The 13,640-nt window shown below is 39.6% G+C and carries 12 protein-coding genes; 9 read left to right on the top strand and 3 right to left on the bottom strand.

The annotated features are described in order from the left end of the window. The 6 genes from BUA97_RS13540 to BUA97_RS13515 all read left to right on the top strand — a co-directional run bounded on the left by BUA97_RS13540 (position 1) and on the right by BUA97_RS13515 (position 6,603). Positions 1-1,272, top strand: coding sequence for an NAD(P)/FAD-dependent oxidoreductase (locus BUA97_RS13540; protein ID WP_072999128.1), 1,272 nt, complete (start codon positions 1-3; stop codon positions 1,270-1,272). A gap of 132 nt (positions 1,273-1,404) precedes the next feature. Then, positions 1,405-1,653: a hypothetical protein gene (locus BUA97_RS13535; RefSeq protein ID WP_072999126.1), complete on the top strand. Its 249-nt coding sequence runs from the start codon at positions 1,405-1,407 to the stop codon at positions 1,651-1,653. Between the two features lie 163 nt (positions 1,654-1,816). After that, positions 1,817-3,961 carry a catalase gene (locus tag BUA97_RS13530; protein ID WP_072999124.1) on the top strand — a complete coding sequence of 715 codons (2,145 nt, stop codon included), beginning with the start codon at positions 1,817-1,819 and terminating at the stop codon, positions 3,959-3,961. Between the two features lie 8 nt (positions 3,962-3,969). Further along, positions 3,970-4,419, top strand: coding sequence for a low affinity iron permease family protein (locus BUA97_RS13525; RefSeq protein ID WP_072999120.1), 450 nt, complete (start codon positions 3,970-3,972; stop codon positions 4,417-4,419). Positions 4,420-4,542: 123 nt separating this feature from the next. After that, the gene (locus tag BUA97_RS13520) at positions 4,543-5,616 is read left to right on the top strand and encodes an alcohol dehydrogenase catalytic domain-containing protein (protein ID WP_245795927.1); all 1,074 of its coding nucleotides are present in this window, start codon (positions 4,543-4,545) and stop codon (positions 5,614-5,616) included. Between the two features lie 105 nt (positions 5,617-5,721). Beyond that, a complete protein-coding gene (locus tag BUA97_RS13515) occupies positions 5,722-6,603 on the top strand; it encodes a helix-turn-helix domain-containing protein (RefSeq protein WP_072999118.1) in 882 nt (293 codons plus the stop codon). 4 nt (positions 6,604-6,607) lie between these two features. On the opposite strand, the gene ccoG is transcribed toward BUA97_RS13515, so the two are convergent. Continuing rightward, positions 6,608-8,050, bottom strand: coding sequence for a cytochrome c oxidase accessory protein CcoG (gene ccoG, locus BUA97_RS13510; protein ID WP_072999116.1), 1,443 nt, complete (start codon positions 8,048-8,050; stop codon positions 6,608-6,610). Between the two features lie 264 nt (positions 8,051-8,314). Between ccoG and gndA the strand changes: the two genes are divergently transcribed. Genes gndA through pgl form a run of 3 tightly spaced genes read left to right on the top strand, consistent with a single transcriptional unit; the run spans position 8,315 to position 11,962 of the window. Beyond that, entirely contained in the window at positions 8,315-9,733 is a 1,419-nt protein-coding gene (gndA, locus tag BUA97_RS13505; RefSeq protein WP_072999114.1) for an NADP-dependent phosphogluconate dehydrogenase, read from the top strand. A 10-nt stretch (positions 9,734-9,743) separates the two neighbouring features. Beyond that, the gene (gene zwf, locus BUA97_RS13500) at positions 9,744-11,222 is read left to right on the top strand and encodes a glucose-6-phosphate dehydrogenase (RefSeq protein WP_072999112.1); all 1,479 of its coding nucleotides are present in this window, start codon (positions 9,744-9,746) and stop codon (positions 11,220-11,222) included. A gap of 26 nt (positions 11,223-11,248) precedes the next feature. Then, positions 11,249-11,962: a 6-phosphogluconolactonase gene (pgl, locus tag BUA97_RS13495; RefSeq protein ID WP_072999110.1), complete on the top strand. Its 714-nt coding sequence runs from the start codon at positions 11,249-11,251 to the stop codon at positions 11,960-11,962. Positions 11,963-12,032: 70 nt separating this feature from the next. Here pgl and BUA97_RS13490 read toward each other — a convergent pair whose 3' ends face one another. Next, entirely contained in the window at positions 12,033-12,854 is an 822-nt protein-coding gene (locus tag BUA97_RS13490; protein ID WP_072999108.1) for an alpha/beta fold hydrolase, read from the bottom strand. A gap of 268 nt (positions 12,855-13,122) precedes the next feature. Continuing rightward, positions 13,123-13,638, bottom strand: coding sequence for a DsbA family protein (locus tag BUA97_RS13485; RefSeq protein WP_072999106.1), 516 nt, complete (start codon positions 13,636-13,638; stop codon positions 13,123-13,125). Positions 13,639-13,640: the final 2 nt, after the last annotated feature.

The raw sequence follows: 13,640 nt of genomic DNA, 5'->3' as shown, positions 1-13,640 counted from the left end.
ATGGAAAATCAAAATAATATTGTAATTATTGGAGGAGGCTTCGCCGGAGTAGAACTGGCTGAAAGATTACTGGATTCCGGAACAGATGCGCATGTCATCCTGATTGATAAAAATAATTATAATTTTTTCCCGCCGTTGCTATATCAGGTTGCTACAGGTTTTCTGGATGTGTCTAACATCAGTTATCCTTTCAGAAAGCATTTCAGTTCAAAAAAAGGTTTTTCATTTATTATGGGAAGCCTGGAAGAAATTATGCCTGACGGGAAGAAGATCATCCTGAATTGCGGAGATGTTTTTTATTCTAAATTGATTATTGCAACCGGGACTGTAACCAACTATTTTGGCAACGTAAATATCATGGATAATGCGCTTCCCATGAAAACCATTACAGATGCTATCAATTTAAAAAACAAAATCCTTGAGAGGCTGGAAAAAGCGTCCCGAACCTCAGATGCCGAACTAAGAGCCAAGCTTACGACTTTTGTTATTGCAGGCGGCGGTCCGACTGGTGTCGAAATAGCCGGCATGCTGAGTGAACTGAGGAAAAATATATTATTTAGGGATTATCCCGAACTGAAAAATATTGCATTTGACATTTATCTCATTGATGGTTTGCCAACAGTACTTGCGCCTATGAGCAAAGAATCACAAAAATATGCTCAGCAGTCTCTTGAGAAAAGTGGTGTGATTGTGAAGCTGGGGCAGGTGGTTAAGGATTATGCGGATGGTGTTGTTCATCTTGCAGATGGCACATCTATAGCTAGTGAGAATCTGATATGGACTGCAGGTGTAACGGCACAAACCTTCGAAGGAATACCTGAAGATTGCTACGGAAAAGGAAACCGGCTTGCTGTGGATTCCTTCAGCCAGGTAATTGGTATTAATGATATCTACGCAATTGGAGATACGTGTATTATGACTTCAGATCCGGCATTTCCAAACGGTCATCCGCAGCTCGCTCAGGTTGCTATACAGCAGGCTGAACTGTTGGCAAAAAACTTGGTGGCTCAGGAAAAAAAGAAAGATAAAAAACCATTTATATACAAGGATAAAGGATCTATGGCCATTATTAAAAGAAACCGGGCCGTTGCAGATCTTCCGGGACCATTCAAACATTTTAGCGGTTTTTTTGCCTGGCTGATCTGGATTTTTGTTCATCTGATGTCGCTTATTAATGTCAGAAATAAAATAACGACTTTCTTTAACTGGCTGAATTCCTATATCACACGAGATCAGCCGCTTCGTATGATCATAGACCCTTCAAAAAAATAATTTTGATATTACTCTGATTATTCAATTCATGAATTACAGCAAATTGGAATGAATCATTATGACTCAAATCATAAACAGGCTATAATCTTCTATATAACTTTGATAATACCAAATACCAAAAAATAAATTATTATGAAAAAGTTATTAATAATCCTCGCAGTGGGATTGTTGTTTAGTTGCAACAGCAATAAGTCTTCTGAAAATTCAGAATCGGTATCGCCGGACAGTACATCTATGAACACTCAGCCTTCTGCGTCTGAGAACAGCGGAACTTATATGGACACCACTGCTTCTTCCGGGATCAACAATGTTGATGCCGCTAACACTTCCAGAACTGATAGTTTGTCCACACCAAAACGTGATTCTGGAAGAACTCGCTAAGTATTTACCTTATTTTATTAGTATTTATTCTGAATGCTTCTTTATCAATAAGGAGGTGTTATTTCTTCTGTATTGACACTCTAATAATAAGACAATATTGATTCGGATTCTGAACTCAGATCCTGATATCAATTTCTTTTTAATCAACCAATCTCTATAAATTATGAAAAATAACAAGAATCTGACGAATCCCAAGCTGGATCAGCTTCAGGATCATACAACGGATAATAACGGTGAGAAACTCTCCACAAATCAAGGTCTTAAAATTAATAACAATCAGGATTCTCTCAAATCAGGAGAACGGGGTCCAAGCTTACTGGAGGATTTTATTCTGAGAGAAAAAATCACACATTTTGACCACGAAAGAATCCCGGAAAGGATTGTCCATGCCAGAGGTTCCGGTGCCCACGGCGTTTTCAAGCTGAATCAAAGCCTGAAAAAATATACCAAAGCAAAATTCCTCACGGAAGTGGGGAAGGAGACTCCTGTTTTTGTCAGATTCTCAACAGTTGCCGGCTTTCGGGGAAGCACCGACCTGGCAAGAGATGTAAGAGGATTTGCGGTTAAATTCTATACGGAGGAAGGTAATTATGATCTCGTCGCCAATAATATGCCTGTGTTTTTTATTCAGGATGCGATCAAGTTCCCGGATCTTGTTCATGCGGTTAAACCGGAACCTGATATGGAAATTCCACAAGCTTCTTCTGCGCATGACACATTTTGGGATTTTATTTCACTGATGCCGGAAAGCATGCACATGATAATGTGGCTGATGAGTGACAGGGCAATCCCCAGAAGTTACAGAATGATGGAAGGCTTCGGCGTTCACTCATTCAAATTTATCAATAGTGAAGGCGATGCTCATTTTGTCAAATTTCATTTCAAACCGAAACTTGGCGTGCATGCCGTAGCCTGGGATGAGGCTACCAAGATCTCCGGGAAAGATCCCGATTTTCATAGGAGAGATCTTTGGGAAGCGATAGAAAACGGTGCTTTTCCTGAATGGGATTTTGGAGTTCAGCTGATTCCTGAAGAAAATGAAAATGACTTCGATTTTGATCTTCTCGATCCTACGAAAATAGTTCCCGAAGAACTGGTGCCTGTTCAGCTGATAGGAACACTTACCCTGAACAAAAACCCGGATAACTTCTTTGCAGAAACAGAACAGGTTGCTTTTCATCCCGGACACTTGGTTCCCGGGATTGATTTTAGTAATGATCCTTTGCTGCAGGGTCGGCTATTCTCCTATACTGATACACAGTTATCAAGATTAGGCTCGCCGAATTTTCATGAGATTCCGATCAACAGATCGATCAATACAGTGCATAACAATCAGCGGGACGGACACATGCGTCAGCAGATTGTTAAAGGCAAAGTCAGCTATGAACCCAACTCAATCGGTGGCGGATGTCCGTTTCAGGCGATGATGAAGGAAGGCGGCTTCACTTCACAGGCAGAACGTGTGGATGGAAACAAGGTCCGCGCAAGAAGTCAAAGCTTTGTGGATCATTATTCGCAGGCTAAATTGTTCTACAACAGCCAATCCGAACCGGAAAAAGTACATCTTCAGAACGCATTGATTTTTGAATTGTCCAAAGTGACGGTTCCTGCCATCAGAGAAAGATTAGTTGGTCAGTTGCTGTTCATTAATAAAGAATTAGCCTCGATTGTAGCTAAGAAAGTTGGTGTCGACGTAGTCAAATTAAAGCAGCCTAATGCAAGTATCCCCGCTGACGCAGATCCAAAAAACTTACAAAGTCAGGAAAGGGAACCAAGTGTTCCGAATTCTGAAGCCTTAAGCATGGCAAATACCATTAAAGATACCATCAAAAGCAGGATTATTGGATTTATTATGGAAAATGGTGTGAATGCTAAAGAAGTTAATGGTTTAAAAACCAAACTTGAAAAAGAAGGCGCAATGGTTCAGGTTATTTCCGGAAGTCTTGCCCACGTGAAGGCAGATGACGGAAGTGTCTTCGAGCCGAAACATTCTTTGACCAGTACATCCAGCGTTTGTTTTGATGCATTATATCTCTGTGGCGGGAAAGAATCTGCGAAAAACCTGTTGAACCCGGAAAATAAAGCGGGAACACTTTTATTTGTAAATGAAGCTTATAAACATTGTAAAGCGATCTATTTTGGCTCGGATACTGATCAGATTTATACAGAAAGCAACATCAGCCTGAAACAGCATGAGGATTCTGCAATCATACATGCTACAGAAAAGAATAGCGATAATCTCTTCATAAAAGCGGTAACCAATCACAGAGTCTGGGAATTTGAACAGCAAAGAAACAATCCAGCGTAATCCGGATTATGGAACAGAATAAAAATAAATTCGAATGGCTGGCGGATAAGATTACACAATGGTCCGGGAGTTCTTTTGCTTTCGGATTTGCAGCCGGAGTGATTGTGCTTTGGCTTATCTGTGGACCTGTTTTTAATTATTCGGATACATGGCAGCTGATCATCAATACAACTACCACGATTATTACTTTTCTGATGGTATTTGTGATTCAGAAATCTCAAAATAAAGATTCCAAAGCTATTCAGCTGAAATTAAATGAATTGATTGCGGCCAGCAAAGAAGCGAGCAACAGGCTCGTAGACGTAGAAGATATGAATGAAGAGGACATTGATACGTTGCATACGTTCTATGAAAAAATTTCTTCTGAATGTGAAAATGAAGAGGATATCCACACTTCCCATTCAATTGACCGGGCAGACGAGAATATCGAAGCAAAAAAGTCAGCAAAGAAGCAATAATCTAACTACCAACCATTAAAATATTAAAGTTATGAAAGCAGCAGTCTTCCACATGCCGGGCAAAATTACCTGCGACACAGTGGATGATCCTATTATAGAGGATCCGAATGATATTATTCTCAAGTGACATCAACAGCCATTTGCGGAAGTGATCTGCATATGTATTCTGGTGGAATGCCCCAGCTGAAGCCCATGGTGATGGGACATGAATTCATGGGAATTGTTGAAGAAATGGGATCTAATATTTCCCATCTTCAGAAAGGTGACCGGGTCGTCGTCCCGTTTCCGATTGCCTGTGGATGCTGTTATTTTTGTCAGCATGATCTTCCTTCGGGTTGTGAAAACAGCAACACAGATCATTATGGGCCCGAAGGAGGGATTCTTACGGAAAAAGGCGGCGGTATGTTTGGTTATACCGATCTCTATGGCGGCTATAATGGTGGACAGGCACAATATGTTAGGGTTCCTTATGCCAATTTCGGACCTAGAAAAGTCCCGGATATCCTGACAGATGAGCAGGTTTTATTTTTAACCGATATTTTCCCTACTGGTTATACTGGCGTGATGTGGGGTGAGCTGAAGGGCGGGGAGTCTGTTGTGATTTTCGGAGCCGGGCCTGTGGGGTCAATGGCTGTCAAAAGTGCTATTCTCCATAATGCAGGCAAAATCATTGTGATTGATACGCTTCCGTACCGTTTGGAACAGATCAGAAAGCTGACTGGCTGCGAAGTCATTCTTTGGCAGGATGCGAAACAAACAGTAGAGCAAATACGTGATCTGACGGACGGACGAGGCGCAGATCTATGTATAGATGCTGTTGGTTTCGAACCGGAACGTAACTTATTAGACAAGGCAAAAGCAGTTCTTAATTTTGAAAAAGGATCTGTCAAAGTTCTAGAAGCTTGCTTCAGTGCTGTACGACGTGGCGGAACCGTCTCTGTTCTGGGTGTTTATCCTGTAAATTATGATAATTTTACATTAGGACAGATATTCGATAAAGGATTGACTATCAAAGCAGGACAGGCGCCTGTGCATGCCATCGTCGACAAACTTCTGAAGTATGTAGAAACAGGGCAGGTAAAACTGGATGATATTATAACCCATAGGCTTGCACTGGATGAAGTTGCAAAAGGCTATGAGATTTTCCATAAAAAAGAGGACAACTGTGTGAAAGTTGTGCTGGATCCTTGGAAGTAAAACCATATATTCATTAGATTTGAGATAGCATTGGGAGGCAAAAGTCTCCCAATGCCATTTTGACAGGAGTCAACTCGTTTGATTGTAATAATTTAATTGAAATCTATGGATTCCATTGCTGTTCTTCACACCCGGTTTTTTCAAAATAATAAGAATAATAAAGATGACTTTTATTTTAATACACTGGAAAACCATTTGAAAAATAACCGGAAACATATAGAGAAACCACATCGGCACGATAGTTATGTAACGGTGCTTTTTACAAAAGGGCGAGGTATTCATGAGATTGACTTTACACGCTACGAAATTTCGGAAGGTAGCCTTTTTTTTCTTTTACCAGGGCAGGTTCACAGCTGGGAATTGTCTGATGATGCAGAAGGCTTTATTTTTTTTACATCACAGGAATATTATGATTTTCACTACGTTAACCTCAGATTAAAGGATTATCCCTTTTTTGGCTCACCAAACATTTCCCGGAAAATTGTTGTTGAAAATAAGGATCTGGATAAAATAGTATCACTTCTGAAAGTAATCGATCAGGAAAATAATGACTCCGGTTTTATGAAAGAATGTCTGATCATCGCTCTTCTCACGATAATATATATCTACGCTACAAGACATTATACAGATCAGGAAGCCGACAGTACGGACCTCAGACTGTCTTATTTTAAACATTATTATGATTATGAAAATCTGGTTGAGAAACATTTCAAAACTATAAAATCGGTTTCCCAATACGCCGAAATGCTTGATATATCTCCCAAGCATCTCAACAGGATCACCCAGTCCGTAATCAGCAAAAAAGCATCCGAAGTGCTTGTGGACAGATTGATCCTGGAAGCAAAACGGACGCTTATTTTTTTAGACAGTAATGTTGTAGATGTGGCTTTCAGCCTTGGATATGAAGATTATTCCTATTTTGCCAGGCTTTTTAAAAAACATTCGGGTTATAGCCCGGTCAGCTTTCGCCAGAGATATAAAGTATAAAGGCTTAAAGCTGTATTTTAAAAGGCCCTTCAAATACCGTTTTGTAGGAATCGAGAAGCTTTCCGTCTTTATCATAAACGCCCAGCTCGATATTCTGCTTATATAACCGGACTTCATTTTCCGGAAGGCTGATGTTGATATTGCCTTTTAATAATTCATTCCCTTTTACTTTTATAATTCGGCCATTCGGCATAGAAATTTCGCTGTGCTGCGGCTCCAGAACTTTAATTGTAACGGACTGGTCATGATAGGATTTATTCAGAAAGGTATAAGTAAACGTATTGGTAATTTTACCATTGTGGCTGATAAAAGTACTTCCCGCAGGTTTGATGAATTTTGCTTCCATACTTCCTCTGTCTTGAAAAAGAAATCCGGTAAATACCACTAAACAAAACAATACAAAAGTTGAAATTTTCATTCGCGACGTGAATTTGAACTGGCTCTGATTTTCTATCTCAGCTTCTGTCGCATAACGTATCAGACCTTTTGGCAGTCCGACTTTCACCATCACTTCGTCACAGGCATCGATACAGGCAGTACAGTTGGTACATTCCAGCTGCTGACCATTTCTGATGTCGATTCCTGTAGGGCAGACCACAACACATTGCAGGCAATCGATACAATCACCCTTTCCCACAGCTTTTCGGTCTTCGCCGTTGCGCCATTTTGCACGGTTTTCACCCCTCTTGAAATCATAGTGAACATTGACTGTTTTTTTGTCGATGAGAACCCCCTGTAATCTTCCGTACGGACATATCAAAGTGCAAACCTGCTCACGCAGCCAGGCAAAAACAAAGTAGAAAATTCCTGTGAAAATAATCATTGTTACAAAATTTCCCGGATGTTGCGCCGGTCCTTCTTCCATAATTCTGATCACCGATTCATAGCCTACAATATACATAAACATAACATGGCTGATAATAGCTGATATCAGTAAAAATATAGACCATTTTGTAACCCTTTTTCTAATTTTTTCTTCATCCCAGGCCTGTCGTTCGAGTTTCATCTGTTTATTACGGTCGCCTTCGATCCAATATTCTATTTTCCGGAAAACCATTTCCATAAAAATGGTCTGCGGACAAAGCCAACCACAAAATATTCTTCCGAAAACTACAGTAAAAATCATAACGAAAATAACGGCTGTCACTGCAGCTAAAGCCAGAATGTAAAAATCCTGCGGATAAAATGGCTGTCCGGCAATAAAGAAGTGTCTGTCAAGAATATTGATCAGTAAAAATGGATTTCCATTGATCTTAACAAACGGCAGAATAAAAAATATTAAAAGAAGTAAATAACTAGTATAATTTCTTTTCGTAGTATAATTTCCTTTGGGTTTTCGGGGGAAGACCCATTTTCTTTTTCCTGTACTGTCCATGGTTCCGACAGAGTCACGGAATGTTTTTTCCTCGTGTTCTGAGATGTTTTCTATTGTATTTTGTATGTTCATTTATAATAAAGTTTGAGGGGGGAAAGGTTCTTTTTATAGCCTTTTTACGCTTTACAAATGTCCGACATAAACGTTTTGAGTAATAGTAATATAAAGAACCATAATAGGACAAAAAGGACATTTTATAATAATTGGAAATGATATTTATCATTAATGATTAAAACTAATGGTGATTATTAATTTTTCGCAATTTGTTTTTTTACTGATTAGCTTTTATGTAATTTTATTGTTTGTAAATATTAAAATATTTCTAATTATAAAAGAATGGAAAGATACAATTACGGGGTTGTCGGCCTCGGAGTGATGGGAAGAAACCTCCTCTATAATATAGCTGATCACGGTTTTTCCGTAGCAGGATTTGATCTGGACAAAGGAAAAGTAGATGAGCTGCATACAGGTGCAACCGGTGGTATGGAAATAAAAGGATTAGCATCTTTGGAAGATTTTGTGACAGCATTGGAAAGTCCAAGGAAAATTATCCTGATGGTTCCGGCGGGAAAACCGGTAGATGCAGTTCTGGAAAATATAACCCCGCTTTTGGGCAAAGGTGATATTGTGATCGATGCAGGAAATTCTTATTTCAGAGATACAGAAAGACGTATTGCAGATTTAGCTTCAAAAGGTCTCCATTTTATGGGAATGGGTGTTTCCGGAGGTGAGAAAGGTGCCAGAACAGGACCCAGTATAATGCCGGGAGGAGATTTGGAAGCATTCAAGCTCTTGAAACCTATGCTGGAATCTATAGCAGCAAAAGTTGATGGAGAGCCTTGCACTGCATACATGGGTAAAAGTGCTGCAGGAAACTATGTGAAAATGGTTCATAACGGTATCGAATATGCCATCATGCAGCTCATCAGCGAAGCTTATGATCTGCTTAAAAGAGGAGCCAATTTAAATAATGATCAGCTTTACGAAATATTCAAAGAATGGAACAATGGCGAGATGAATTCTTTCTTAATCGAGATTACAAGAGATATTTTCCGGCAAAAAGATAGTTTGTCCAATGCTTATCTGGTCGATATGATTTTGGACAAAGCCGGTGCAAAAGGAACGGGAAAATGGACTTCTGAACAGGCAATGGAAATAGGGGTTTCTATCCCGACTATTGATATTGCTGTGACATCAAGAATTTTATCAGCTTATAAAGAAGAGAGAATCAAAGCGTCTCAATTATATCCTAATGATGATGTTGCAACACCGGAAAATATGAAAATATTTATTAAAGAAGTAGGTGATGCGCTTTATCTGTCAACTTTGATCAGCTATGCACAAGGTTTGGCGTTATTGGTAAAAGCTTCCGAGGAATATGATTTTGATATCCCATTGAAGGATGTTGTAAAAATCTGGCGAGGTGGCTGTATCATCCGTTCCGTACTTTTAGAGAAGTTTTATTCTGCTTATACGAGAAACCCGAATCTTTCTAATATTTTATTGGATGAAGAAATCTCAGAGATCGTAAAGTCAAAAACCCATTCTTTAAGAAAAACCGCTTCTTATGCCGTTTCAAACGGTATCTCAAGCTTGGGAATCCAGACTGCATTGGGTTATTTTGATGCATACACAACAGAATTTTTGCCCGTAAACCTGATCCAGGCACAACGCGATTATTTTGGAGCACACACGTATCAAAGAGTAGATCGTGAAGGTATTTTCCACACATCTTGGGATAGTACAAATATTTAAACTTGAATGAATGACTGACAATAGTATATTGAACGCTACTAATATTGTAATTTTTGGCGCAACTGGTGATCTGGCAAAAAGAAAACTTTTTCCCGCTTTTTACAATCTTTTTATTGATGGAAGAATGCCTGCTAATTTTAACATCATCGCATTGGGAAGGTCTGATCATGATCATGATTATTTTAAAAATTATATCAAAACCAATCTGGAAGCTTTTTCAAGAAAGAACATTACTTCTGATGAGTGGCAGGCTTTCCAGCCGCACATCTTTTATCTACAACACCAGTTGGATGATGAGGACTCCTACAGAAAACTAAATGAGAAACTTCAGGAATTTGACACAGATTTCGGGATGAGAGGCAACAGATTGTTCTATCTGTCCATCGGGCCTAATTTTGTTTCTACCATCTCTAATCATATCAAGAATACATCGCTGGCTTCTGAAGCGGACAAAGACAGGATCGTCATTGAAAAACCTTTTGGATATAACAAACAAACTGCTGTAGAGCTGAATCAGCTTTTGTCCCAGACTTTTGAAGAAAAGCAGATTTATCGTATCGATCATTATCTTGGAAAGGAAACAGTTCAGAACATACTAGCTTTCAGGTTTGGGAATTCGATTTTCGAACCTTTATGGAATAACAGGCATATAGAATCTGTGCAGATTACGGTGGCGGAAGAGGTTGGTGTGGAGACAAGAGGCGGTTTCTATGAGCAGACCGGCGCCTTGAGAGATATGGTTCAGAACCACTTGCTGCAGATCCTGTGTATGGTTGCGATGGAAGCGCCGGCATCTTTGGAATCGGATGAGATCAGAGACCGAAAAGTAGATGTCCTGAAGGCGATTCGCAGAATTCCGGCGACTAGAGTAGACCACTATGCTGTGAGAGGTCAATACGGAGAAGGCATTATAAACGGAGAAAAACAGAAGGCATACCGTCAGGAAGAAGGTATTGCTCCGGACTCTAACACAGAGACTTTTGTGGCTGTAAAATTCTATCTTGATAACGAAAGATGGCAGAATGTTCCTTTCTATGTCCGCACCGGAAAAAAAATGAAGGAAAAACATTCTTATATCACCGTCCAGTTCAGACCCCTTCCGCATTCTACATTTTCTGATAGCTCCAGCCTTCTTTCCGCCAATAGACTGATTATTAATATTCAGCCATCGATGGATATCAGACTGCAGTTTATGACAAAAAAACAAGGACTTTCCATGCTACTGAAACCTGTGGAAATGGTCTTTGATTATTTTGCATGCAAAGAAGATACTCCGGAAGCCTATGAAACCTTGTTGCTTGATGCCATTATCGGCGATCTCACTTTATTTATGCGATCTGATCAGGTGGAGGAAGCCTGGGATGTTGTAACAACGATTCAGGAGGATTGGGAAAACAAAAAAGCTTCATTCCCAAATTACAAAGCAGGAAGCTGGGGACCAGAAGAAAGTTTCACATTAGTGGAAAGACAAGGTCATGGCTGGGTATAGTTTAATCAGTTAATCAAAAAAGAAAAATGAATATCACAGTATTTGAAGATTTGCATGAACTATATAAAAAGGCTGCTGACACTTTTGCCGACCTTTCGGTGAAATCAGTTCAGAAACATGGTCGGTTTGTAGTTGCTTTAAGCGGCGGATCTTCTCCAAAAGCGATTTTCGAATTGCTCGCTACCGACGCCTATGCGGACATCGAGTGGGATAAGATCTATTTCTTCTGGGTGGATGAACGCTGGGTTTCTCTGACCGATGAAAGAAGCAATGCAAAAATGACCTTTGAAACACTTCTGAATAAAGTCCCTGTTAATCATAGCCATATCTTTGCGATGTATAAGGACGGAACAGTGCCAGGAGATTATGCTGAAGAGTATGAAAAGCAGATCCGAACAGTTCTTGGAAATGAAGGTGTTTTTGATTTTATACTTTTGGGAATGGGAGATGATGGACACACGGCTTCTTTATTTCCCGGCGAATCTGTTCTTGGAGAAAAAGAAAAATGGGTGGCCGCTTATTTCCTCGAATCTCAGAATATGTTCAGAATCACACTTACAGAACCAATCATCAATAAAGCGGAAAATATTCTCGTAATAGCTTTCGGAGCTTCAAAAAGACACGCTTTGCATGAGGTATTGAAAGGAGATTATAATCCGGAATTATACCCGATGCAGCTCATCAATAAAGAAAAAGAAGGCTTTCGTTTTTTTACAGACAATGAAGCAATGAACGGATAAGTAATTATCGTTATAAAACAATAAAACCGGAAGAAACACACTTCCGGTTTTATTTTTATAATATTAAATTTTACGACTGGATAAACTCCAAAAGGTCTTTGTTGATGGTTTGATGCTCTGTAGTGGGCATTCCGTGTGGGAAGCCAGGATAAGTGATCATCTTACCGTTTTTCAATAATTTAATTGATTTTAATGCAGCATTGGCAATAGGAACAATCTGATCATCCTCGCCATGCATTACCAAAACCGGAATATCCACAGCTTTCAGATCTTCTGTCAAATCCGTTTCGGAGAATGCTTTTATTCCGTCATAATGCGCAACAATGCCACCCATCAGTCCTTGTCTCCACCAGTTTCTCTGTACACCTTCTTTCACATCTGCGCCTTCTCTGTTATAACCGTAGAAAGGAAAGGTCAAATCAAAATAAAACTGGTTTCTGTTGTTCATGGTCTGGTCTCTGATATCATCAAAAACAGACATCGGAACACCATCAGGATTGCTGTCACTCTGAACCATCACCGGCGGTATCGCACTGATGAGGACCGCTTTTTTAGCTCTTCCATTAGCATATTTGTTTACATAACGGATCACTTCGCCGCCTCCAGTTGAGTGACCGATGTGAACTACATCTTTCAGATCCAGGAATTCTACCAGTTCTGCAGCATCAGAAGCATATTGCTCGATGGTGTGGTTGTAAATATTCTGGCTTGATCTTCCGTGTCCTCTTCTGTCGTGTGTCACCACTCTGTAACCTTTTTTTAAAAAGAATATCACCTGCGCATCCCAGTCGTCTGATGATAATGGCCATCCGTGGTGAAACATCAAAACTGGTCCTTCACCTTGGTCTTTGTAAAAAATCTCTGTTCCGTCTTTTAATTTTAGTGTGCTCATAATTTACTTTTTTAATTGTTTGTGATTAATATTTGTTTATTATTTTTTTGTTCTAATTCTTTAGCAAATGTAGGTTGGATAAATTTATTACATCTTAACCTAAGTTAAAATCGTTCCCTGTCTTAAAATTTTATTTTCTGATCTCAGAATCTGTTTCTCGTTTCATAACTTAACTATGGTAAAGCTACAAACACTTGGACCTATGTCACAGTTTTTTCTGTCGCAAAGGCAAAAACTGTCGTTGAACAGACAAAAACTAACGTTGGGATCAAACAGTATTCTCTCTTAATAGCCCGATCAGATCTTCCGCGCCTCCATTGAATTTATTTCCATTCACGAAGAAAGAAGGTGTGCCGTTCACACCACTCAACACGCCGCTTTCAAAATCAGAATCTACCTTTTCGGCTAGTTTTGTGCTTTCCAGATCTTTTTCAAACTGAGGCATATTCAATTTTAATTCTTGTGCTAATCTCATCAACAGATTTTCATTCAAATCTCTTTGATTTTCATAAATTGCATCGTGCATTTCCCAGAATTTCCCCTGAAGATTTGCAGCTTCCGCCGCAATTGCCGCAATTCTCGCATACTGATGCATCTCCGAAAGCGGAAAATTTCTGAATACAAATTTCACCTGACTCCCAAATTCTTTCATCAATTCTTTAAGAACAGGATAAGCGGCGCCACAATACGGACATTGATAATCGCCATATTCTACGATAACCAGATCGGCAGTTAGGTTGCCTTGAGTATGGTCAGTTGCACTGACTGATGGTTTTAGTGACATAA

Origin of the sequence: Epilithonimonas mollis, from assembly GCF_900142325.1 — a bacterium.
Taxonomy (GTDB): Bacteria; Bacteroidota; Bacteroidia; order Flavobacteriales; family Weeksellaceae; genus Epilithonimonas; species Epilithonimonas mollis.
The sequence above is the reverse complement of the archived record's forward strand: the minus strand, read 5'-3'. Positions and strand labels throughout refer to the sequence as shown.